A 23,046-nucleotide genomic window follows, 5' to 3' on the forward strand; every position below is an offset into this window, starting at 1 on the left:
CGTGCCCGGCCACCGATGGTGGCCGAATGCGCTCAGAGCTTGTCGACGGGTGTGCGGTAGTTGATCCGCCGTACTGAGCCGGTGCGTGACCGCATGATCAGGGTTTCGGTGGTCAGCCAGCCGGGTTCGCGTTTGACGCCGGGCAGGATGGTGCCGCCGGTCACACCGGTGGCGGCAAAGATCACATCCTGGGTGACCATTTCGTCGCGGGTATAAACGCGGTCGAAATCGGTGATACCGGCCTTGGTGGCGCGGCCTTTTTCGTCATCGTTGCGGAACAGCAGGCGGCCGTACATCTGCCCGCCCATACATTTCAGCGCGGCGGCAGCCAGCACGCCTTCGGGCGCGCCGCCGGCACCCATGTACATGTCGATACCCGTCGCCGGATCGGCGCAATGCATGACGCCTGCGACGTCCCCATCGGTGATCAGGCGAATCGCGGCGCCGGTGGCGCGGACTTCGGCAATCATTTCCTCGTGGCGCGGGCGTTCAAGAATGCAGACGGTGATGTCAGAGGCGGCGCAACCCTTGGCGCGGGCCAGCGCATGTACCCGTTCACCGGGCGACATCGCCAGTGTCACGGTGTCGATGTCAAAGCCCGGGCCGATGGCCAGTTTGTCCATATAGGTGTCGGGCGCGTGCAACATTGAACCGCGCGGCCCCATAGCGATTACGGTCAGGGCGTTGGGCATGTCCTTGGCGGTCAGTGTGGTGCCTTCCAGCGGGTCCAGCGCGATGTCGACACCGGGGCCGTTGCCGGTGCCAACCTCTTCGCCGATATAAAGCATCGGTGCCTCGTCGCGTTCGCCTTCGCCGATCACCACGACCCCTGCGATGTCCAGCAGGTTGAGCTGTTCGCGCATGGCGTTGACGGCGGCCTGATCAGCGGCTTTTTCGTCACCCTTGCCGATCAGTTTGGCCGAGGCCAGTGCGGCGGCTTCGGACACGCGGGCGAGGCCCAGCGACAACATGCGGTCTTGGAATGTGGCAGTAGCGGTCATGGACGGGATCCTTGTTGATAAGCGCGTTGCGCCCCCCTGTAACGCTGCGCGGGCAAAGGCACAAGTTTTGGGTGGGGGCGGGTCTGCGGAGCCCGCACGCGGCTGGCCGCTGTGCACTGGGCGCTTGCGGAGTTGGTCAGGCCGAACGTGTGGTCCAAAAAAGCGGGAGCAGTTTTTATACTTCTTCGATCCGAAGGGCCACAGGCGCGCCGGCCAGCACGCCAGTCTTGTCCATCTTGGACAGGGCATCGTCCAGCGCGCTGCGGCTGGTCTTGTGCGTGACGATCAGCACCGGGGCCGATACATCGGCGTGTTCGTATTGCCGCATCCGGTAGATGCTGACACCGGCTTCGCCCAGAGCTGTGGCGATCTTGGCCAGCGCGCCGGGTTTGTCGACCAGGGCCATACGCAAGTAGTAAGGGGCGGGGCGCTGGCTGAGCGCTGCGGTGGCGTGCTCAAGGGTTGTCGCGGGCTGGCCAAAGACCGGGCCGCGCAACCCGCGTGCGATGTCGCAGACGTCGGCCATCACGGCACTGGCAGTTGGGCCTTCGCCCGCACCGGCGCCGCGCAGCACGATCTGACCCACGGCGTCGCCGTCGATCACCACCATGTTGGTGCCGCCATCCAACTGACCCAAGGGCGAGCTGTCGGGCACGAGGCAGGGCATCATGCGCTGTTCCAGCCCACGCCCGGTTTTCTGGGTCACGCCCAGCAGTTTGATCTTGTACCCCATGTCGGCGGCGGCGCGGATGTCTTCGATGGCCACCCGCTCGATCCCCTCAAGCTGGATACCGTCAAAATCCACACGCGTACCAAAGGCGATGGCAGACAGGATCGCGAGCTTGTGCGCGGCGTCGATACCGCCCACGTCAAGCTGCGGATCGGCTTCGAGATAGCCCAGCCCATCAGCTTCGGCAAAGATTTCCTGATAGGTTTTGCCCGAGTTCTCCATCCGCGTCAGGATGTAATTGCACGACCCGTTCATCACACCCATGATCCGGGTGATACTATTGCCCGCCAACCCTTCCATCAGGGTCTTGATCACCGGGATGCCGCCCGCGACAGCGGCTTCGTAGCGCAGGGCGCAGCCCGCGGCCTCGGCCTGTTCGGCCAAGGCCTGTCCGTGAATGGCCAGCATCGCCTTGTTCGCTGTTACCACATGTTTACCCGCTGCAAGGGCTGCTTCGGTTGCCGCCTTGGCCGGGCCATCAGCGCCACCCATCAGTTCAACAAAGACATCCACATCATCGCGCACCGCCAGTTTGACCGGATCATCCTCCCAGGCGTAGCCCGACAGCGATACGCCGCGGTCCCGGTCGCGGGTGCGGGCCGATACGGCACTGATCTGGATGGCACGTCCGGTGCGCGCCTCAAGCAATGCAGCCTGCTGTCTGATGATGCGCAGCACGCCCACGCCCACAGTTCCCAATCCGGCGATCCCAAGGCGAAGCGGGTCTGACATGCGTGTGGTCCTTTTGATCTGAGGTTTGGGGCGATGTAGCGGGTTCGGCGCGGGCGTGCAACGCGGGGTTTACACCGCGGGGCGCAGCCCTTCCGTCAGGCGCACCCGTTCGGCCCCGGTAATCACCGATCCGCGCAGCCGTGCCGCGCGGGCGCGCAGGCGGGCCACACGGGCACTCAGGGCCGCCTCGGTCTGAACAGGGTCGATGCGCCCGGCCTCGGCCTGTGCCAGCAGCGGGTCAAGCGGGACCAGCGCGGGGTAATCGGCGGCCTCAAGTTCGGGGGTGATCGTGGCGTCCAGTGCCGGGAACTGCGTGCAGGCCGTCAGCGACCCAAGGGTCAGCAGCAGGACAATGGGGGCAAGGGCGCGGATCATGACTTGTTTTGCACCAGCAATAAGGGTTGCGCAAGCGGGGTTTGCTTTTGAACAATTGTTCATTAATTTGCCGCCATGGCACGTACCACAGGTTCACATTCCGACATCACAGGCCCGCGCGTGCGCGCCGCAGCACTGCGTCTGTTTGCACGCGGCGGATATGCCGCCGTGTCGATGCGCGCGATTGCGGCCGAGGTCGGCGTGCAGGCAGGCGCGCTTTATAACTACACGCCGGACAAGCAAAGTCTGCTGTTCGACCTGATGCAGGTGCATATGGGTGATCTGCTGGACGAAGCGCCGGACAATGCAGCGCAAGACGCACCGCAGCGGCTGCATGATTTTGTCGAATTCCACATCCGTTTTCACGCCGATCGCCCGGACGAGGTGTTCATCGCCTATATGGAACTGCGTAACCTCACGCCCCAAAACTTTACGGTGATCGAGGGGCTGCGCCGCCAGTACGAAGACCGGCTGGAAGCAATTCTGCGCGCCGGGGTTGCGTCGGGCGATTTCGCCGTGGCCGATACCAAGATCGTGACGCTGGCGATCATCGCCATGCTGACCGGCGTCAATACGTGGTTCCGCGCGGGCGGGCGGCTGTCGCTCGATGAGGTGGTGGCGCAGTATTGGGATATGGTGCGCAAATCCGTCGCCGCGTAGGTGCCTTTTGCTGCCAGGTCATGACACAAGTCCGGTTGACCCCGGCCATGCGTTTTGGCCCGCGCGGAGTATTCTCCGGCGGTGGCTGTAAGTTCGACATGTCTGGATCGTCAAGGGCCGTTAAAAAAGGCGGCGCCGCCAGATCGGAGTGGTGAGACGGGGTTTCCCCCGCATTTCTGAACCGGTCAGAGATGGCCCGATGGTTTGGGCCTCTGCTCCTGCCTTAGGATGCCGCAGGGGTGAAAGCCCTTTGGCGTGTCATGACAGGGCAGAGTTTTAGGCCAGCGGGGTTAAGGACCGCTGACCCGAGCGTGCGCAGGGCGCGCAACGGTTTTTCGGTCCGCAGAATGCGCAACAGTCTTCAGTGCGCCGGTTTAATGCGCAACAGTCTTCAGTGCGCCGGTTTAATGAACGTCCCATTGTTCAGATCCCGCATCGCCTGTTGCAGCTCGGCGCGGGTGTTCATCACGATGGGGCCGTGCCATGCCACGGGCTCTTCGATCGGCGCGCCGGAAATCAGCAGAAACCGGATGCCCTCGGGCCCGGCCTGCACCGTGACTTCATCGCCTGTGCCAAAACGGATCAGCGTACGGTCGCCCGACATATCGCGGATGTTGACCTCTTCACCCGCCACTTCTTTTTCCAGCAGCACGCCAGATGGGGCCGAGGCATCGGCAAAAGCACCGGCCCCCTGAAACACATAGGCAAAGGCGCGTCGGTAGGTATCGACGCGGAATGTCTTTCTCACGCCCGCCGGGACAAATATATCAAGATACTGCGGATCAGCCGCGATACCATCGACCGGGCCACGCTTGCCCCAGAATTCTCCGGTAATCACCTTAACGCGGGTGCCATCATCGTCGGTGACCACCGGGATATCGGCCGATTTCATATCCTGATAGCGCGGGGCGGTCATCTTCTGCGCGCTTGGCAGATTGCCCCAGAGCTGAAAACCATGCATTTGCCCCGCCGCATTCCCGCGCGGCATTTCCTGATGCAGGATGCCCGATCCGGCGGTCATCCATTGCACATCACCTGCTGTCAGGTCGCCGGTATTGCCCAGCGAATCCGCATGCGCAACCGTGCCTTCCAGCACATAGGTGATGGTCTCAATCCCGCGGTGCGGGTGCCACGGGAACCCCTTTTCGAAATCTGCCGGATGATCGTTGCGAAAGTCGTCGAACAGCAGAAAGGGGTCCAGCTCGGACGGGTTTTGAAAGCCAAAGGCGCGGTGCAGTTTGACCCCGGCACCTTCCATCGTAGGGACGGCGCGGCGGGTCTCCAATGTGGGTCTGAGGGACATGGGTCGTCTCCTTGTTTGCGTACAGCATAGATAGGCGCGGCAGGGACAGGCGGCAATGACGCGGGCGCGAACGATGCCTGTGCGCAGATGCGCAGATAGATCACGTTCCGTGAAGCTATATCAAACAAACATTCGTTTTACTTATGGTGCGACGCAGATCACCTTTGCGCATCACCAATTGCTCAAGAAGGGGCGCACCATGACTTACTACAGCTCTAACGAAACACCTCTCACTTATTCGCACAAATGGCGCGGCCTGAGTGCGGCGACACTTGTCGTTCTCATCGTGCTTGGCCTTATCGCGATGACACCTGCGTTGATCTCCCCGGCAGGAACGGGCGACATCGTCATTCCCGGCCAAGACTGGCATGGCAATGTGCGCCGGAGCACACCGCCGCAATAGGTCGCAAATGGACGCGACCGGCCTGACGTGACGCGCTGAACTGGGCCAAACCGCAAGGGAGGCACGTCATGCAGGTAGGGTTTATCGGGCTGGGCAACGTCGGTGGCAAACTGTCAGGCAGTCTGCTGCGCAACGGGGTGGCGTTGCAGGTATATGATCTGGACGCGGGCCTTGTCGCCGCCAAATGCGCAGGCGGCGCGACGCCCGGCCAGAGCCCGGCGCAAATGATGCAAGGCTGCGACGTGGTGATCACCTGCCTGCCCAGCCCGGCGGCCTGTGCGGCGGTGCTTGACCAGATGCTCCCGTATGTGGGACCGGGCAAGACCTGGCTGGAAATGTCGACCACCGATGCAGACGAGGTGCAGCGCCTCGCAAAAGACGTCATCGCGCGGGGTGGCGCTGCGGTGGACTGTCCGGTGTCGGGCGGCTGCCACCGGGCCGATACCGGCAACATCAGCATCTTTGCCGGATGTGACCGGGCCACATTCGACCAGGTGCTGCCGCTGCTGACCATCATGGGCCGCCGTGTGCTGCACACCGGGCCACTGGGCAGTGCCAGCACGCTCAAGGTGATGACGAACTACCTTGCCACCACCCATCTGGTCGCGCTTTGCGAGGCGCTGACAGTGATGAAGGCGGCGGGGATGGACCTTGCCACGACCTACCACGCCATCGCCATGTCGTCTGGCACGTCGTTTGTGCATGAAACCGAAAGCCAGCTGATCCTGTCGGGCAACCGGGACGTGAACTTTACCATGGACCTTGTGCAAAAGGACATCGGCCTGTTCCAGAAAATCGCCGACAGCCACGCCGTGCCGCTGGAACTCTCACCCCTGGTGATCGACATCATGACCGACGGCCAGACCCGCTATGGCCCACGCGCCCAATCCGACCGCATCATCGAACGGCTGGAAGACGCCACGGGCCTTGATATCACCGCACCGGGATTCGCAACGGAACTGATCGACACCGAACCCGAAGAGCGCGGCTATGAGGTCAAACCCTGACTCTCTCTCTTTTTGGTCAAAATATTCCTCGGGGGGAGTTTGAGGGGGAGGAATGCCCCCTCAACCCCTCAACGACGCCCGACGCTTAACAATTGGGCACATTCACCGCCAAGCCGCCCAGCGAGGTTTCCTTGTATTTCTCGCTCATGTCTTCGCCGGTCTGGCGCATGGTTTCGATACAGGCATCCAGCGGCACCAGATGGGTGCCGTCGCCGCGCAACGCCAGTGACGCTGCAGAAACCGCCTTGATCGCGCCCAGCCCGTTGCGTTCGATGCAAGGCACCTGCACCAGCCCGCGCACCGGATCGCAGGTCATGCCCAGATGATGCTCCAGCGCGATTTCTGCTGCATTTTCAATCTGCTCCGGGCTGCCGCCCATCACGGCGCAGAGACCTGCGGCTGACATGGCGGCGGCCGATCCGACTTCGGCCTGACAACCCGCCTCGGCCCCCGAAATCGACGCGTTGTATTTCACCAGCCCGCCGATGGCGGCAGCGGTCAGCAGGAAATCCTCAATATGTGCCTCGGATGCGCCGGGCACGTGATCAAGATAATAGCGCAACGTCGCGGGCATGACGCCTGCCGCCCCGTTGGTGGGGGCGGTCACAACCTGGCCACCAGCGGCGTTTTCCTCGTTCACGGCCATGGCATAGACGCTCATCCAGTCGTTGATGGTATGCGGCGGCGACTGGTTCTGTCCGCGTTCGGCCAGCAGGGCGTCGTAAATCCCCTTGGCGCGGCGTTTCACGCTCAGGCCGCCGGGCAGGATGCCATCTGTGACCAGCCCGCGGTTGATGCAGTCGTTCATCACCTGCCACAGCCGCTTTGACCCCTCGCGCAGGTTGTCGGCCCCGCCGCGAGATTCCTCGTTAGCGCGTTTCATCGCCGCGATGGTTTTGCCGGACTTTGCCGCCATTTCAAGCATTTCCGCGGCGGACTTAAAGGGGAAAGGCACCGGGGCGCCTTCGTCTGTATCCTTGCCTGCGGCCAGCTCTTTTTCGGTCATAACGAAACCGCCGCCGATCGAATAATAGGTCTCGCGCAGCACCACGTCGCCCTGGGCATCGGTCGCCATCAACATCATGCCATTGGCGTGGCCAGCCAGCTTGGTGTCGTAGTCGAAAATCATATCCGCCTTGGGGTCGAACCGCAGTTCCGGCAGGCCCTCAACGGTAATAGTGCGGGTGTCGTTGATCTGGGCCAGTACCGCCTCAGCCGTTTCGGCGTCGTAGTCCTGCGGGGTGAACCCGGCGAGGCCCAGGATCGTCGCGCGGTCGGTGGCGTGGCCAACGCCGGTAAAGGCGAGGCTGCCATGCAGCGAGGCGCGCAGCCCTGCAAATTTGAACGGCGAGGCGCGCATCTGGTCCAGGAACCGCGCGGCGGCCACCATGGGCCCCATGGTGTGCGAGGATGAGGGGCCAATGCCCACTTTGAACATGTCGAAGACCGAGAGAAACATCAGGTCGCGCTTCCTTCTGGAGGGGTAGGGGGCTGCGGTGCGGTAAAGGGGGTATCGCCCAGACCTTCGGCGCTTTGCAAGTCGTGCGTTGCCGGCAGGGCTTCTAATGCTGCGCAAAGCCGTGCGAGGGCGGGGTACTGTGACAGCACAAACCAGTCGCGCGGCTGATCGCTGGGGTATAGCGCGGGCCAGCGCAGCAAGGCGCCCGCGTAGAAATCAAGGCAGCTTGGCCCGTCACCGCCCAGCAGCCAGCCCGGGCCGCGTGCCGCCTGCGCATCCAATGTGGCATAGTGCCGACGCAGGTCCGCCAGCGTCCCGGCGTGCAGGGCCGCGACATGATCGGGGGCGATGTAATTTTGCGGATAGAACAGTCGCCGCAGGCCGGGGTGCACCGTATTGGCCAGAAAGAACAGCCACTTGAGGAAATCACCGCGTCCGGCATCGCCCGGCGCAGGGCCAAGCCCGCCATGGGTATCGGCCAGCCACAGCAGGATCGCCCCGGTTTCGAACAACGCCCCATCGGGGGTTTCCAGCACCGGGATCAACCCATTGGGATTAAGCGCGCGAAAGGCATCGCTTTGTTGCGCGCGGGTGCGCCGCTCGACCAAAGCGGCGCGGAACGGCACCCCCAGATGATCCAGCGCCATGCGGATGATCAGCGATGCATTGTCGGGGGCGTAGTGCAGGATATAGGTCATATCGCGGTGATAGCGGTTCTATTGTAGGCTGTGCAGTCAAAAGCGACCTGTTGTGCGGTGAAACGCGCGACACCGCCTGCGATACACAAAGCGCGCGAGTCTGCGATGCTTTGATCCAAAAACCGCGCCATTGCCCCTCGCACCCTATGCCGATTGCGCCTATAACCCCTTCAAACATCTCAAGGGAGCTGCCTCATGTCCGGAGAACTGTCGCCCATCGACAAGGCCAAGTTTGTCGCTGCCAAACGCGCGGCAGAGTTTGTTGAGGACGGGATGCGCGTGGGTCTGGGAACAGGGTCGACGGCGGCCTGGCTGGTGCGCTGCTTGGGTGAGATGGTACGTGAGGACGGTTTGCGGATCAAAGGCGTGCCAACGTCGACGCGCACCGCGGAACTGGCGCGCAACGTCGGCATCGAGGTGATTTCGCTGGATGAGGCCAAGTGGCTGGACCTGACGATCGACGGGGCCGATGAATTTGACGGCGATTTGAACCTGATCAAGGGCGGCGGCGGTGCGCTGTTGCAGGAAAAAATCGTGGCCACCGCCAGCGATCAGATGGTGGTGATCGCCGATATTGGCAAAGAGGTCGAGACGCTGGGCCATTTCCCGCTGCCCATCGAGGTGATTCCGTTTGGCTGGCAGACCACGCAGGCGCTGGTTGAGGAAACCCTGATTTCGATGGATGTGCTGGGGCGGACGTCCACCCTGCGGATGAACGGGCAGGTGCCTTTCATTACCGACGAGGGCAATCACATTCTGGACCTGCATCTGCACCGCATCGGCAATGCGCGCCAACTGGCGCTTGTGTTGAACCAGATGCCCGGTGTCGTCGAAAACGGCCTGTTCATTGATATTTGTGACGCGGTTGTGATCGGCTACGGGGATGGCAGGGTCGAGGTGCGCGACATAAATGAAGGCACGGTGGCGACAGACCGGCTGGAATTTGTCGAGACCGACAACCTGTTTTCCGACCTGAGCGACTAACGACTGACTGACCAAAGAAAGACGACCCATGGCTAAGACTGAATTCGATTATGATCTGTTTGTTATCGGCGGCGGATCGGGCGGCGTGCGCGCGGCCCGTGTGGCGGCGGGCGAACATGAGGCACGCGTCGGCCTGGCCGAAGAAGACCGCTATGGCGGCACTTGTGTAATCCGGGGCTGCGTGCCCAAAAAGCTGATGGTCTTTGCGTCTGAATATGCCGGGGTGGTGGATGAGGCCAAGGCCTATGGATGGGATCTTAAGGCCGGGCCGTTTGACTGGCATGACTTTCGCGGCCGTCTGAACACCGAATTGGATCGGCTTGAAGGGGTTTATCGCAACCTGCTGAAGGGGTCTGGCGTTGATACGTTCGACGCGCGCGCGCGGATCAAGGATGCCCATACGGTGGCCCTGTCGGATGGCACCGAAAAGACCGCCAAGCATATCCTCATCGCCAGCGGCGGGCGCCCGGTACGGCCCGATCTGCCCAACGCCGATCTGGGGCTGGTGTCGGACGATCTGTTTCACCTAGATCAGTTGCCCAAGTCGATCCTGATCATCGGTGGCGGCTATATTGCCTGTGAATTTGCCTGTATCCTCAATGGCCTTGGTGTCGAGGTGACGCAGTATTACCGGGGTGCGCAGATTCTGCGCGGCTTTGACGAAGAAGCGCGCGGTCTGGTGTCCGAATCGATGCGCGAAAGCGGCATTGATCTGCATATGGGCACCAATATCGTTGAAATGGCGCTGACCGATGCGGACAATACGCGTGGCCCGATCCGGGTGAAATCGACCAACGGCGGCGAAAAGGTCTTTGACACGGTGCTCTTTGCCACCGGGCGCAAACCCAACAGCGACGACATGGGTCTTGAGGACGTGGGCGTGAAACTGGGCCGCGGCGGTGCGATCGAGGTGGATGAATATAGCCAGACCGCCGTGCCGTCGATCTATGCCATTGGCGATGTCACCGACCGGGTGAACCTGACCCCGGTGGCGATCCGCGAAGGCATGGCCTTTGTCGCGACAGTGTTTGGCGGCGATCCGACGCCGGTGGATCACGAATTGATCCCCTCGGCCATTTTTACCCAGCCCGAAATGGGCACTGTGGGGTTGAGTGAGGAGGACGCACGTGAAAAGGGACCGATTGAGGTTTATGCCACGTCGTTCCGGCCGATGCAGACGGCCTTTGCCGGTAAACCGAACCGGGTGCTGATGAAACTGATCGTGGATGCCGAGAACCGCAAGGTGCTGGGCTGTCATATTGTCGCACCGGGTGCGGGCGAGCTGATCCAGATGGTTGGCATCGCGGTCAAGATGGGCGCGACAAAAGAACAATTCGACGCCACCTGTGCGGTACATCCCACGATGTCCGAAGAGCTGGTGACAATGCGCAAACCACTGCGCACCGCTTGAATTCTGCGCAATAGCGTACAAGTTTGAGGTAACAGGCTGCACAAGCAGTCCGAGAGGGGAATATATATGGCTGGCAATTCAGGAGGTCCCTGGGGCGGGGGCGGCAACAAGGGCAATGGCGGCGATGGTGCCGGCGGCGGGCGCGACGATCGGCCAACGGGCAATCGGGGCGGCGGGCGTGGCCCGGGCGGTGATAAACCGCAAATGCCGGAAATCGACGAACTGGTTCGCAAGGGTCAGGAACAGCTGCGCGTCCTGATGGGCGGTCGCGGTGGTGACCGCGGTGACGGCACCGGTGGCGGCACGGGCTCGGGTGGTCCGGGTCTGACACGCGGCACCGTTGGGCTTGCCTTGTTGGCGGGCGTTGGCCTTTGGGCGTTTACCAGTTTCTACACCGTGCGGCCGGAGCAGCAGTCAATTGAGCTGTTCTTGGGCGAATTTTCCGGTGTCGGCACGGAGGGTCTGAACTTTGCCCCTTGGCCGTTGGTCACTGCCGAAGTGTTTGACGTGACGACCAACCGCACCGAAGAACTCGGCGTGCGCAAGGGCAACAGCGACAACGAAGGGCTGATGCTGACCACCGATGAAAACATCGTGGACATTGATTTTCAGGTGGTCTGGAACATCAAGAACGCCAAGGATTTCAAATTCTCGCTGCGCGACCCTGAGGCTGCGGTGCGCGCAATTTCCGAATCCGCCATGCGCGAGGTTATTGCGCAATCCGAACTGGCACCGATCCTGAACCGGGATCGTGGTGCCGTGTCGGACCGGGTCAAGGAACTGATCCAACTGACTTTGGACAACCGCAACACCGGGATCAATATCTTGCGTGTGAACGTGAACAAGGTCGACCCGCCCAGCCAGACGGTCACCGTCACCAATTCTGCGGGTCAAACCACTACGCAGTCGGTTGTTGACGCCTTCCGCGATGTGCAGGCCGCCGAACAGGAACGCGACCGGGTGGAACGCCAGGCCGATGCCTATGCCAACAAACGCACCGCCGAGGCGCGTGGTGAATCCGCGCAACTTCTTGAAGCGGCCGAAGGTTACCGTGCCCGTCTGGTTAACGACGCTGTGGGTGAGGCAAGCCGGTTTGAGGCCGTGCTGACCGAATACCAAGCGGCGCCAGAGGTGACGCGCAAACGCCTGTACCTTGAGACAATGGAACGGGTGCTGAGCGATGTGGACAAGATCATCCTCGAAGACATGGGTGAAAACGGCGGTCAGGGCATCGTACCTTACCTGCCCTTGAATGAGCTGCGGCGCAGCGGAGGGTCGAACTAATGCGGAAAACAGGTTTTCTGATCCCGATAATTGTTATTGCCCTCGTGGGGGTGCTGTCGTCGATCTTTGTGGTGGATGAACGTGAAAAGGTCCTGGTGCTGCGCTTTGGCCAGATCAAACAGGTGCGCGATGAACCCGGTTTGGGTTTCAAAGTGCCGCTGCTGGACGAGGTGGTGCGGTTCGAGGACCGTATCCTGTCGCTGGAAACCCCGGTGATTGAAGTTACGCCCGCGGATGATCGGCGGCTTGAGATTGACGCCTTTGTCTTGTTCCGCATTGACGACATCGTGCAGTATCGTCAGGCGATTGGTGCCGGCGGCGAACGTGTCTCCGAAAGCGAATTGCGCGGTATTTTGGAAAGCCAGATTCGTGCCGTGCTTGGCTCGCAAGGGGTGACATCGAACACCATCCTGTCGCCGGAACGCTCGGCCCTGATGGACCAGATCCGAGAACGCTCTGACGCGCGTGCGCAGGCCCTTGGCCTCAAGGTGGTGGACGTGCGTTTGCGCCAGACCAACCTGCCCGAGCAGAACTTTGACGCGACACTGCAACGGATGATCGCCGAGCGGGAGCGTGAAGCCACCGACGAGCGCGCCCGTGGCCGTGAAGCGGCACAGCGCGTGACCGCTCTGGCCGACCGTACCTACGAAGAGATCCTGTCCGAAGCGCGCCGGGATGCCAAGATCATCGAAGGTGAGGCAGATGCCGAGCGCAACAAGATCTTTGCCCAAGCCTACAGCAAGGACAGCGAGTTCTTTGAATTCTACCGGTCGTTGACGGCTTACGAACTGTCCTTGCAGGGCAAGAATTCGACCATGGTGATGTCGCCAGACAGTGAATTCTTTAACTACCTGCTGTCGGACCAGGGCCGCCGTTCTGACGAGGGCGAACTGGAATGAGCCTCGCGCTGCTGGCCTTTGGGTTGGTATTGATTATCGAGGGGCTGGTGTACGCACTGGCCCCTTCCTATTTGGAGCAGATGCTGGAAATGCTGCGCCGGATGCCCGCCGCGGCGGTGCGCCAGATCGGGGCGCTGGTGGTGGTGGCCGGGGTGCTGTTGGTCTGGTTGGCCCTACAACTCGGCGTCTGAACCGGCGCGCGGCGCTTGTTCATATGTTCTGAATGACGGGCTTTGCGCCCCAAGCTCCCCGGAAACCTATGGCTGAAAAAACAAAAGTGATGATGCGGCTGGCAGTGGTGGCATGTATCTGGGCCGGCGCGGCAGGGCCGGGGCAGGCGACGGAGGTCTGCACGCTGATCGCGCAGGCCGACAGCGGCGTGATCGCGGTAGAGCGCGGGGCCTGCGACCGCCGCGTGACCCCCGCCTCGACATTTAAACTGGCGCTGGCGGTGATGGGGTATGACAATGGAATGCTGGTGGATGCCAGGCACCCGGTGTTCGACTATGCGCCGGGTGACCCTGATTGGGGCGGGGCAGACTGGACCCGCGCCACCACACCTACCCGTTGGCTGCGCTATTCAGTGGTGTGGTATTCGCAGCGGATCACGCGCGCGATGGGGGCCGATGACCTCACCAGATATGCCCGCGCATTTTCCTATGGCAACGCGGATTTTTCGGGTGATGCGGGATTCGATAACGGATTGGAACGTGCTTGGATCGCATCGTCTTTGCAGATTTCCCCGCGCGAACAGGTGGCGTTCCTGCGCGCGTTGATCGCCGATGATTTGCCCGTTTCGCCGCGCGCGATGGCGCAGGTGCGCGCGATCACCCAACACCACGAGGCCGCGGGTTGGCGCATCAGTGGCAAGACCGGTGCGGCCTATCCGCGCCGGGCGGACCGCACATTCTACTATGACCGCGGCTGGGGCTGGTACGTGGGTTGGGCTGAAAAAGACGGCACCCAGATCGTCTTTGCGCGTCTGACCCAGGATGCGGGGCGTCAGGACGGATCACCGGGCAGCCGCCTGCGGGCGCAGACTTTGGCCAGTTGGCCCGCGCTGATGGCAGCGGCCGGGTTTTGAACGGTTTGACGCACAAACAGCCGCGCGCGCGTTGAAATGCGCGTGATTGGCCCCATCTTTGATGTTGCAGCGCAGGCCGTGGGGATGCACTCTGTCCCGATAGGCGACAACAGGCTATTTCAGGAGACGATAATGCAGGCTCAGGCGGTTTCCCTGTCCCGGACAGCTCAAGACACTTTTTGGATCAAAGCCGTGGCCATGGGCCTGATGGCGCTGACCATGCTGATCTTGCAGGCCACACTGGCCTTTGCGAAACCCGAAAGTCTGGCACCGCTGGCCGAAAAGATCAGCCCGTCGGTCGTCAACATCACCACCTCGACGGTGGTGGAGGGGCGCACCGGCCCGCAGGGGATCGTTCCCGAAGGATCGCCCTTCGAAGATTTCTTTCGCGAGTTTCAAGACCGCAACAATGACGGCGAAGGCCCGCGGCCACGCCGGTCATCGGCCCTTGGATCGGGCTTTGTCATATCCGAAGACGGCTATGTCGTGACCAACAATCACGTGATCGAAGGCGCCGATGAGATCACGATCGAATTTTTCTCGGGTCAGGAACTGGTGGCCAAGGTCATCGGCACAGACCCCAAGACCGATATTGCCCTGCTCAAGGTCGAAGCCACCACGCCGCTGCCCTTTGTCAGCTTTGGCGACAGCAATGGGGCGCGTGTCGGTGACTGGGTCATCGCCATGGGTAACCCGCTGGGGCAGGGATTTTCGGTCTCTGCCGGGATCGTCTCGGCCCGCAACCGCGCGCTAAGCGGCACCTACGATGATTACATCCAGACCGACGCGGCGATCAACCGGGGCAACTCTGGCGGGCCGCTGTTCAACATGGACGGAGAAGTGATCGGCGTGAACACGGCGATCCTGTCGCCTAACGGCGGCTCCATCGGGATCGGCTTTTCGATGGCGTCGAACGTGGTGACGCGGGTGATTGATCAGCTCAAGGAATTTGGCGAAACCCGGCGCGGCTGGCTGGGCGTGCGTATTCAGGACGTGACCGACGATGTTGCCGACGCCATGGGCCTCAAGAAGGCAGTGGGCGCATTGATCACCGATGTACCGGATGGCCCGGCCAAGGATGCGGGTCTGAAAACCGGCGATGTGATCATGTCGTTTGACGGGGTCGATGTGGCTGATACGCGCGGACTGGTGCGTCAGGTCGGTAACAGCCCCGTTGGCGCAACCGTGCGTGTGACCGTATTGCGCGAGGGCAAGAGCCAGACCATCAAGGTTGTGCTGGGCCGCCGCGAGGATGCGGATGGCGATACCGCGCCTGCCGCCGAAGAAGACAGCGGCGAAGACAAGGCACCGGCGCAGACCACATCGTTGCTGGGCCTCACCCTCACGCCTCTGACGGATGCGCTGCGCGAGGAACTGGGGGCGGACGCCAATATGGTGGGCCTTGCAGTGACCCAAGTTGACGAAAGCACCGAAGCCTTTGAAAAAGGGCTGCGCATGGGCGATGTCATCACCGAGGCGGGCCAGCAAAAGGTCGCCAGCATTGCCGATCTTGAAGAGCGCGTGAAGGCGGCCAAGGATGCGGGCCGCAAGTCTTTGCTTCTGCTGGTTCGCCGGGCGGGTGACCCACGGTTTGTGGCCCTGTCGCTGGGCGACTGAGGCGCGAAACATCGCTACGACGAGATAGCAAAGGGCGCCTGCGGGCGCCCTTTTTGCGCGTTTGGAATGACGGCTGCGCGGCGCAGTCTGCACGATATCAATGACATCCGGCGCTAGGAACGCGCACCGCAATCGCCTAGCCTAGGGCAGAATGTGTATCCATAGGCGAGTGCGCGGCATGTCGAACGTCCCATCCATCACCGTCCGCCCGCTGGTGCGTGGCGAGGGTGATCTGTACCGCAAGATCCGATTACGAGCTTTGCAAACGGCCCCTGACGCCTTTGGGTCCACTTATGAGGTAGAAGCGGCTTGGCCGCACTCTCAGTTCGAGGATCGTGTGGCATCGGGGTTTGTTGTCGGGGCGTTTGACGGTGGGCAGATCATTGGCATGGCCGGGTTCTATCAACAATCCGGGTCAAAGCAGTGCCACAAGGGCGTGTTGTGGGGCATGTATGTCGATCCGCGCAACCGCAACTCCGGGGCGGGCAGGCGGCTTGTTCAGGCCGTTATTGACCACGCCACAGGACTTGTTGATCTGCTGACGCTTTCCGTGGTCGAGGGAAACGCATCTGCCGTCGCACTCTATGCAGCGATGGGGTTTCGCGTCTACGGGACCGAACCACGCGCCTTGAAATCCGGTGGACGGTACTTTGCAGAGGTGCTGATGGTCCGCGATCTGGACCTGATCAGCGCACCGCGAACCTAAGCCCGTGACGCACGTCAGCCCGTGACGCACCTCAGCCCGGTGTGCGCGGCACTGCCACCAACCCCAGGCTGCGCGCGGCTTCTAGCGACAGAACGCCGCTGTTTGGCCCCCCGGCGCGCTGATAGCGCTGCACCGCATCACGCGTGGCGCCGTCCATCACGCCGTTGATCGGACCTTTGTAAATACCGCGCGCCTGCAAGGCCCGTTGCAGCGAGCTGTTGAATTCGGCCGTCAGAACCTCGGCGCAGGGGGTCTCAAACCAGTTATCGACGCGCGCCCGCACGATGTCCTGCCGCGTCTCGGTCCGATAGACGGGCGGTTTGGCAATGCTGCCATCGGGGTTCATCTTGGCGGGTTTAACCTGCACCTGTTCGGTCACAGTTTCGATGATGGCCGGCGCGACGGTGCGGCCCCAGCAACTGCCCGCAGGCGCGCCGGTCGGGCCATTGCGGGTGGCTTCAATCACGCCCGGTTCGGGGGCTGCCTTGACCGCTCTGTCGGCGTCGGCCACCGGATCGCAACCTGCCAGCGCAATTGCCAGCAGCGCCGCGATGCCTGCTGCCGAAATCCGGGAAATGGGTGCCTGTGTCATTGCCCAACGCCTCTTGGGTCTGCCTTGGCACACACGATAGCGGTATTCGCAGGTGATGCCCACAGGGATTGTACGGCAGCCCATGCAGACGCTGGCGCAAAAGGGGCTGGAACCCCCCGCCACGGCCCGCTAAACAGAGCCGAACTTCAGGTATGAAAGGGCGCTCGTATGGCCAAAATCACCTATGTCGAACACAGCGGCACCGAACATGTGGTCGAGGTTGCCAATGGGCTGACCGTCATGGAAGGCGCGCGCGATAACAATATCCCCGGCATCGAGGCGGATTGCGGCGGGGCCTGCGCCTGTTCGACCTGCCACGTCTACGTGGACCCCGCCTGGGTCGAAAAAATCCCCGCCAAGGACGACATGGAAGAAGACATGCTGGATTTCGCCTATGAGCCTGATCCCGCCCGGTCGCGCCTGACCTGCCAGATCAAGGTGACAGACGCGCTGGACGGTCTGCGCGTGCAGATGCCGGAAAAACAGATCTGATGCGCGCGGTCGGTGCAGCCCTGCTGGCACTGATCGCAACAGGCGCTGCGGCGGACACCATCACCGCCGCACGCTTTTCGGCCCCTACGACGCGCTATGCCCATGGTATTCTGGGTGACGCAGTGGAATGGGGCGCGCTGGAAATTGACCTGGCGGGCGGCGCAAGCCGCAGTTTCACACTCCCCCTTGATCACGTGTTCGAAGACATCGCACCACGGCTTGTCGATGTCAGCGGCGATGGTGTGCCCGAGGTAATCGTGGTTGAAACCGATGTCGCCCTCGGCGCGGCGCTGGCGATCTACGCAGCGCAGGGTAAACTGGCGGAAACCCCGCATATCGGTCAGCCCAACCGCTGGCTGGCCCCGATTGGCGCCGCTGATCTGGACGGCGACGGGCATATCGAAATCGCCTATATTGACCGCCCGCATCTGGCCAAAGTGCTGCGCGTTTGGCGATATCAGGCGGGCCGGTTAAGCGAGGTCGCCGCCGCCTCTGGCCTGACAAACCACCGCATTGGCGAAAGCGATATCGCGGGGGGCATCCGCACCTGCGCCGGCCGGGCCGAGATGATCGTGGCCAGCGCCGATTGGGCGCGGATGATGGCGGTGACCGTGACAGATGGGGCGCTGGTCGCGCGCGACATCGGGCCACACAAGGGGCGGGCGGGCTTTGCCGCCGCACTGGCCTGCGAATGAAGCGGCTCTGCGCAATATTTCTGCTGGTGGCAGCACCCGTCGCGGCGCAGACAATCCTGACCCCTGATGAATTTCTGGACCGGGCCGAGGGCCGCACGCTGACGTTTGAAAACTTTCCCGGCGGCGGGCTGGTGGGCGTGGAAGAGTTCCTGTCACGCAGCCGCACACGCTGGGTGCATGCCGATGGTCACTGCACCACTGGCCAAATGGAAAAACGCCCGCCGTTCCTGTGCTTTACCTACTCGGATGATCCCAGCCGCGAACACTGCTGGGTGCCTTATGACCACCCCGAAGGCCTGCTGGTGCGGTCGCCCGAAGGCGATACGCAGCGGGTGACCGAGATTACGGATATACCGCTGGTCTGTGGCGACCCGCCGATGTCTTGAGGTGGGTCACCGGCCCGGGATCGAGCAACAGCCGCTTGTGATTGAAGCTTACAAAGCCCGCCAGCCAATATCGCGCCGACAGAACCCCTGCGGCCAGTCGACCCCATCGACCATTGCATAGGCCCGCGCCTGTGCCTCGGCCAATGTCGCCCCGCGTGCGGTCACGTTCAATACGCGCCCCCCGGCGGCACGGATCGCCCCGTCTTGCTCAACTGTTCCGGCATGAAACACCATGTTCGAGCTGTCCTCGGGAAGTGCATTTAACCCTTTAATGACGCTGCCCTTTTCATAGGCGCCGGGATACCCGTTTGCCGCCATCACGACGGTCAATGCGTGATCCTCGGCCCAGTTCACCCGCATCTCGCCCAGCGTGCCTTTGGCCGTGGCCTGGATCAGATCGAACGCCTGCGCGCCAAGGCGCATCATCAGTACCTGACATTCAGGATCGCCAAAGCGCACGTTGTATTCGACCAAACGCGGCGCACCGTCCTTGATCATCAGACCGGCATATAGAACCCCCTGATAGGGCATGCCGCGCTTCACCATCTCGGCCATGCAGGGCTTGATAATTTCATCAATCGCACGCTGGGCAATCGCGTCGGTCAACACCGGAGCCGGCGAATAGGCCCCCATGCCACCGGTGTTTGGACCGGTATCGCCATCGCCCACCCGCTTGTGGTCCTGCGCCGTGCCGATTGGCAGCACGGTGTCGCCATCGCAGAGCAGGAAGAACGACGCTTCTTCGCCCTCCATAAATTCCTCGATCACCACCTCGGTGCCGGCATCGCCAAAAGCCCCGTCAAACATCTCATCTACCGCCGCCAATGCTTCGGCATCCGTCATGGCGATGATCACACCCTTGCCCGCGGCCAGACCGTCGGCCTTGATCACGATCGGCGCGCCCTGCGTCTGTACATAGGCGCGCGCCGCGGCGGCATCGGTGAAATGCCCATAGGCCGCCGTGGGGGCGTTGCAGGCATCGCAAATCTCTTTGGTAAAGGCTTTGGATGCCTCAAGCGCCGCCGCCGCCTGCGAGGGGCCAAAGACATCAAACCCCGCCGCGCGCAGATCATCGCCCACGCCGGCGGCCAATGGCGCTTCTGGCCCAATGATCACGAAATCAATGTTATTGCCTTCGCAGAACGACACAACCGCCGCCCCATCCATGATGTCGAGTGCCGCACATTGCGCAATCGCAGCGATGCCTGCGTTGCCCGGTGCCACGATCAGCTTGTCACACTTGGGGTTCTGCATCACGGCCCAGGCGAGGGAATGTTCGCGCCCGCCACTGCCCAAAATCAGGATATTCATGCCGCACACTCCCTTGGCCTTCGGTTGCGCGCGTTCTAAGCTGGGGGTCGCTCAGACACAAGGACAACTGCCCCCGATGGACCTGCTTGACGATCCCGCCGCCGCTGGCAACAGCCCCGAATTCACCGTCACCGAACTGTCGGGGGCGATCAAACGGGTGATCGAGGGCGAATTTAGCCATGTGCGGATTCGCGCAGAGGTGGGCCGCGTCAGCCGCCCGCGTTCGGGCCATGTCTATCTGGATCTGAAAGACGACAAATCCGTGATCTCCGGTGTGATCTGGAAAGGGGTGACAGCACGTCTTGAAACCCAACCCGAAGAGGGGATGGAGGTGATCGCCACCGGACGCATCACCACCTTTGGCGGCCAGTCAAAATATCAGATCGTCATCGAAGATATCAAACCCGCAGGCATGGGCGCGCTAATGGCGTTGCTGGAGAAGCGCAAGAAATTGCTGGCCGCCGAAGGGCTGTTTGATGCGCAGCGCAAACGCCCGCTGCCCTATCTGCCGGATGTGATCGGGGTGATCACCTCACCTTCCGGTGCCGTAATCCGCGACATCCTGCACCGGCTACGAGACCGGTTCCCGCGCAAGGTGCTGATCTGGCCTGTGGCGGTACAGGGGGCCAAATGCGCGCCCGAAGTGGCCAATGCCATCGCAGGCTTCAACGCCCTGACCCCCGGCGGTGCGCTGCCCCGACCTGATCTGTTGATCGTGGCACGTGGCGGTGGCTCGGTCGAAGACCTTTGGGGCTTTAACGAAGAAATCGTGGCGCGGGCCGCCGCCGCCTCTGACATTCCGCTGATTTCGGCGGTGGGGCACGAAACGGACACCACGCTGATTGATTTCGTGTCGGACAAGCGCGCGCCGACACCAACTGCCGCCGCCGAACTCGCGGTGCCGGTGCGGCACGAACTGGCCGCGTGGCTCGACGGGCAGGGCGCGCGGATGCGCCAGGCGCTCAGCCAGGGGCTCACCCGCCGCGACCAGCGCCTGCGCGATGTCTCCCGTGCCTTGCCGCGCGCCGATACCCTGCTGGACGGACCGCGCCAAAGGCTCGACAGGGCTGCCGAAAAGCTTGAGCCAGCGTTGATTGCCGGCGTGCAGCGCCGCCGGGTGCGGCTGGCCGATATGTCCGGCGCGCTGCGTCCGGGCACGCTGCGCCGCCAGTTGGAGGCCGACCGCGCGCGACTGGCGCAACTCTCCGCCCGGCTTGGCCCCGCCCTGACACGCAGCGTCAGCACCAAACGCGACCGCCTGATCGCGCGGGCGGATCGGTTCCGCCCCGCCGTGCTGGCCCGCGACATCACGAAACAACGTCAGCGCATGACGGACCTCGTGGCGCGCCTGTCCCATGCCGCCAAATCCGCCGACGACCGCCGCCGCACCCGTCTGGCGGCCCTTGGTAGGACGCTCTCGACCTTGGGCTATCACGAAACCCTCGCGCGCGGCTTTGCCGTGGTGCGCGGCGACGGCGATGTGGTGACCACAGCCCAAGCCGCCAAAACCGCCACGGCACTGGAAATTGAATTTGCCGATGGCCGCCTGCAACTCGGCAGCAAATCCCCAACAAAACCCGAAAAGCCGGACGCCCCGCCCGAACAGGGCTCACTTCTTTAAACTTTTCCGGGTTTAAAATACTCTCGGGGGGAGACGCCGTAGGCGGCGGGGGGCAGCGCCCCCTAAACGCCTACCTTGGGGCCCAGACACAGCATTTCCTGACCGTTCTCGCCCGCTTCGTACAATTCCGTCGTGCCGGGATCATTTTCGAACCGCGCGACCAGCCCGCCTGACTGTCTGACGAAGCTCCAGCATTGCGGGTCGGGGTTGTTTTCATAAACGAAACAGATCAGCCCCGCCTCTTCGTACCAACGCCCTTCCTTACAGTCGCCATCAAGAAACGACCATTCGACGCGGCGGTTGTCGTGGTAAATTTCTGCGCCATAGGCCTCCCCACCTCGCCCATAAAACAGGGTCTTGCCACGGGTATACGCATCAAATTCTGCCGCCGACATCGTGGTGTCAGCGCTGGCGGACAAGGCCGCAAGGGCGCTCAGAAGCAGGGCGATAAATCTCATGGCGTCAGAGTGCCAGAAAGCGATGCGCGGTGCCAGTGGCTTGGCGTGGGATTGAGGGGCCAGCCCCTCAAACTCCCCGAGGGTATTTGAAACTCCGAAAAGGCAAAGGATCAGTGCTTTTCCTGCCAGCGTTGCACCCGGGTATCCATGACCCGGCGCCAAAGCGGTGGCACCAGCGCGATCACCGCCATCACCGGCAGAGAATGCGGCAGTTGCGGCATGTCCTGCGTGACCTCGAGCGCCGGAAAGGCGCGGGTGGGGCGCAGATGGTGATCAGAGTGGTGCGGGGCATTCAGCATCATCGCGGCAGAGTACCACTTTGGCGCGTTCCAGCTGTGCTGCGCGCCCATGGGTTCATAGCGGCCATCGGGACGCAGGCGGCGGCGCAGCCCGTAGTGCTGCACGTAGTCGGACAGCAACAATTGCATCTGTGCATAGGCCGTAAGGCCGATATAGGCGGCAAGCCCGATTGGGCCACCAAGCAGGGCGGCTGAGATCAGGGACAGTGCCGCGCCGGCAATATAGGCGACATAAGGATGGCTGAGCGGGGCGGGTGCGGTTTGCGCCCGCGCCCGCTGGGCGGTGTCGGCGCGCCAGCCTGCCTGAAATTCACCAAGACTGGCTGCGGCGACAAAGCGCCAGAACCCGACGCCGCGCCGGGCCGAATTTGGATCAGCCGAGGTGGCAGCGGCGGGGTGGTGCACCCGCAGGTGGGCCGAAACGTGGTGGCCGTGCAGCAGCGATATGTAAATGGCAGCGCCGATGCGGCGCGGCAGTCGGGCGCCGGCGTGGATCATCTCATGCGCGTTCGAATTGCTGATTTGGCCTAGGAACAGGCCAAGAGCCCCAAAAATCAACATCTTATCAAGCGACGTTAAGGCAGTATTGAGGCCGATTGCCCAGACACCGAGCGGCAAGACAATGAAATGTGCGGCGGCCAGTGTCAGGCAAAGGGGCTGACCGCTGGACGCCTGAGGCGGCAATTTGCGCGCCAGTTTGTCCATGCAAAACACATGCCCCGTAATTGACACCAGCGCGAGCAGCGGCAGGGGCCCGCCCAGAAGGCAGGCCAGCGCGACAAGCACGGCGGGGGTCAGGCTGGCGACGGCATACCACAGCATTGGCGGGCTCTCTCAAC

The 23,046-nt window shown here is 62.5% G+C and carries 25 protein-coding genes; 15 read left to right on the forward strand and 10 right to left on the reverse strand.

The features are described 5' to 3' along the window. Positions 1–32 precede the first annotated feature (32 nt). The 3 genes from glpX to AC1965_RS05840 all read right to left on the reverse strand — a co-directional run bounded on the left by glpX (position 33) and on the right by AC1965_RS05840 (position 2,838). Entirely contained in the window at positions 33–1,001 is a 969-nt protein-coding gene (glpX, locus tag AC1965_RS05830; protein ID WP_483886343.1) for a class II fructose-bisphosphatase, read from the reverse strand. A gap of 175 nt (positions 1,002–1,176) precedes the next feature. Next, positions 1,177–2,463, reverse strand: coding sequence for a homoserine dehydrogenase (locus tag AC1965_RS05835; RefSeq protein WP_483886344.1), 1,287 nt, complete (start codon positions 2,461–2,463; stop codon positions 1,177–1,179). Between the two features lie 69 nt (positions 2,464–2,532). Further along, positions 2,533–2,838, reverse strand: a complete 306-nt coding sequence (locus AC1965_RS05840) for a hypothetical protein (protein WP_483886345.1) — start codon at positions 2,836–2,838, stop codon at positions 2,533–2,535. 75 nt (positions 2,839–2,913) lie between these two features. On the opposite strand from AC1965_RS05840, the gene AC1965_RS05845 reads away from it, so the two are divergent. Next, entirely contained in the window at positions 2,914–3,498 is a 585-nt protein-coding gene (locus tag AC1965_RS05845; protein WP_483886346.1) for a TetR/AcrR family transcriptional regulator, read from the forward strand. 391 nt (positions 3,499–3,889) lie between these two features. On the opposite strand, the gene AC1965_RS05850 is transcribed toward AC1965_RS05845, so the two are convergent. Beyond that, positions 3,890–4,801, reverse strand: coding sequence for a pirin family protein (locus AC1965_RS05850; protein ID WP_483886347.1), 912 nt, complete (start codon positions 4,799–4,801; stop codon positions 3,890–3,892). Positions 4,802–4,910: 109 nt separating this feature from the next. On the opposite strand from AC1965_RS05850, the gene AC1965_RS05855 reads away from it, so the two are divergent. Together AC1965_RS05855 and AC1965_RS05860 are read left to right on the forward strand one after the other, a co-directional pair. Continuing rightward, entirely contained in the window at positions 4,911–5,204 is a 294-nt protein-coding gene (locus AC1965_RS05855) for a hypothetical protein (protein WP_483886348.1), read from the forward strand. A 68-nt stretch (positions 5,205–5,272) separates the two neighbouring features. Then, a complete protein-coding gene (locus tag AC1965_RS05860) occupies positions 5,273–6,211 on the forward strand; it encodes an NAD(P)-dependent oxidoreductase (protein WP_483886349.1) in 939 nt (312 codons plus the stop codon). A gap of 85 nt (positions 6,212–6,296) precedes the next feature. On the opposite strand, the gene AC1965_RS05865 is transcribed toward AC1965_RS05860, so the two are convergent. Continuing rightward, positions 6,297–7,670 (reverse strand): L-serine ammonia-lyase, encoded by a 1,374-nt coding sequence (locus AC1965_RS05865; RefSeq protein ID WP_483886350.1) that lies wholly within the window; start codon positions 7,668–7,670, stop codon positions 6,297–6,299. Further along, positions 7,670–8,368 carry a glutathione S-transferase family protein gene (locus AC1965_RS05870; RefSeq protein ID WP_483886351.1) on the reverse strand — a complete coding sequence of 233 codons (699 nt, stop codon included), beginning with the start codon at positions 8,366–8,368 and terminating at the stop codon, positions 7,670–7,672. Before AC1965_RS05870 ends, AC1965_RS05865 begins: the two co-directional genes overlap by 1 nt. A gap of 195 nt (positions 8,369–8,563) precedes the next feature. On the opposite strand from AC1965_RS05870, the gene rpiA reads away from it, so the two are divergent. The 8 genes from rpiA to AC1965_RS05910 all read left to right on the forward strand — a co-directional run bounded on the left by rpiA (position 8,564) and on the right by AC1965_RS05910 (position 16,353). Beyond that, positions 8,564–9,352 (forward strand): ribose-5-phosphate isomerase RpiA, encoded by a 789-nt coding sequence (rpiA, locus tag AC1965_RS05875; RefSeq protein WP_483886352.1) that lies wholly within the window; start codon positions 8,564–8,566, stop codon positions 9,350–9,352. A 28-nt stretch (positions 9,353–9,380) separates the two neighbouring features. After that, a complete protein-coding gene (gene gorA, locus AC1965_RS05880) occupies positions 9,381–10,763 on the forward strand; it encodes a glutathione-disulfide reductase (RefSeq protein ID WP_483886353.1) in 1,383 nt (460 codons plus the stop codon). Between the two features lie 66 nt (positions 10,764–10,829). Further along, complete coding sequence (gene hflK, locus AC1965_RS05885; protein WP_483886354.1) at positions 10,830–12,047, forward strand: FtsH protease activity modulator HflK; 1,218 nt, start codon at positions 10,830–10,832, stop codon at positions 12,045–12,047. After that, positions 12,047–12,946, forward strand: coding sequence for a protease modulator HflC (gene hflC, locus AC1965_RS05890; protein WP_483886355.1), 900 nt, complete (start codon positions 12,047–12,049; stop codon positions 12,944–12,946). The genes hflK and hflC overlap by 1 nt, the downstream gene beginning before the upstream one ends. After that, entirely contained in the window at positions 12,943–13,137 is a 195-nt protein-coding gene (locus tag AC1965_RS05895) for a DUF2065 family protein (RefSeq protein ID WP_483886356.1), read from the forward strand. Before hflC ends, AC1965_RS05895 begins: the two co-directional genes overlap by 4 nt. A gap of 68 nt (positions 13,138–13,205) precedes the next feature. Continuing rightward, a complete protein-coding gene (gene blaOXA, locus AC1965_RS05900) occupies positions 13,206–14,030 on the forward strand; it encodes a class D beta-lactamase (RefSeq protein WP_483886357.1) in 825 nt (274 codons plus the stop codon). A gap of 132 nt (positions 14,031–14,162) precedes the next feature. After that, complete coding sequence (locus AC1965_RS05905) at positions 14,163–15,647, forward strand: Do family serine endopeptidase (protein WP_483886358.1); 1,485 nt, start codon at positions 14,163–14,165, stop codon at positions 15,645–15,647. A 178-nt stretch (positions 15,648–15,825) separates the two neighbouring features. Continuing rightward, positions 15,826–16,353 carry an N-acetyltransferase family protein gene (locus AC1965_RS05910; RefSeq protein ID WP_483886359.1) on the forward strand — a complete coding sequence of 176 codons (528 nt, stop codon included), beginning with the start codon at positions 15,826–15,828 and terminating at the stop codon, positions 16,351–16,353. A gap of 31 nt (positions 16,354–16,384) precedes the next feature. On the opposite strand, the gene AC1965_RS05915 is transcribed toward AC1965_RS05910, so the two are convergent. After that, positions 16,385–16,945 (reverse strand): peptidoglycan-binding domain-containing protein, encoded by a 561-nt coding sequence (locus tag AC1965_RS05915; RefSeq protein WP_483886360.1) that lies wholly within the window; start codon positions 16,943–16,945, stop codon positions 16,385–16,387. Positions 16,946–17,113: 168 nt separating this feature from the next. Between AC1965_RS05915 and AC1965_RS05920 the strand changes: the two genes are divergently transcribed. From AC1965_RS05920 to AC1965_RS05930, 3 genes are read left to right on the forward strand one after another with little or no spacing between them, the layout of a single operon-like run. Next, positions 17,114–17,437, forward strand: coding sequence for a 2Fe-2S iron-sulfur cluster-binding protein (locus AC1965_RS05920; protein WP_483886361.1), 324 nt, complete (start codon positions 17,114–17,116; stop codon positions 17,435–17,437). After that, positions 17,437–18,132, forward strand: coding sequence for an FG-GAP repeat domain-containing protein (locus AC1965_RS05925; protein ID WP_483886362.1), 696 nt, complete (start codon positions 17,437–17,439; stop codon positions 18,130–18,132). Before AC1965_RS05920 ends, AC1965_RS05925 begins: the two co-directional genes overlap by 1 nt. After that, complete coding sequence (locus tag AC1965_RS05930; RefSeq protein WP_483886363.1) at positions 18,129–18,518, forward strand: hypothetical protein; 390 nt, start codon at positions 18,129–18,131, stop codon at positions 18,516–18,518. The genes AC1965_RS05925 and AC1965_RS05930 overlap by 4 nt, the downstream gene beginning before the upstream one ends. Positions 18,519–18,566: 48 nt before the next feature. On the opposite strand, the gene purD is transcribed toward AC1965_RS05930, so the two are convergent. Continuing rightward, positions 18,567–19,829 (reverse strand): phosphoribosylamine--glycine ligase, encoded by a 1,263-nt coding sequence (gene purD / locus AC1965_RS05935; protein ID WP_483886364.1) that lies wholly within the window; start codon positions 19,827–19,829, stop codon positions 18,567–18,569. Positions 19,830–19,905: 76 nt separating this feature from the next. On the opposite strand from purD, the gene xseA reads away from it, so the two are divergent. Then, a complete protein-coding gene (xseA, locus tag AC1965_RS05940) occupies positions 19,906–21,450 on the forward strand; it encodes an exodeoxyribonuclease VII large subunit (RefSeq protein WP_483886365.1) in 1,545 nt (514 codons plus the stop codon). 62 nt (positions 21,451–21,512) lie between these two features. Here xseA and AC1965_RS05945 read toward each other — a convergent pair whose 3' ends face one another. Beyond that, positions 21,513–21,908, reverse strand: coding sequence for a hypothetical protein (locus tag AC1965_RS05945; RefSeq protein WP_483886366.1), 396 nt, complete (start codon positions 21,906–21,908; stop codon positions 21,513–21,515). Positions 21,909–22,018: 110 nt separating this feature from the next. Continuing rightward, positions 22,019–23,029 carry an alkane 1-monooxygenase gene (locus AC1965_RS05950; RefSeq protein WP_483886367.1) on the reverse strand — a complete coding sequence of 337 codons (1,011 nt, stop codon included), beginning with the start codon at positions 23,027–23,029 and terminating at the stop codon, positions 22,019–22,021. Positions 23,030–23,046: the final 17 nt, after the last annotated feature.

The organism is Sulfitobacter sp. KMM 9851, from assembly GCF_057178245.1.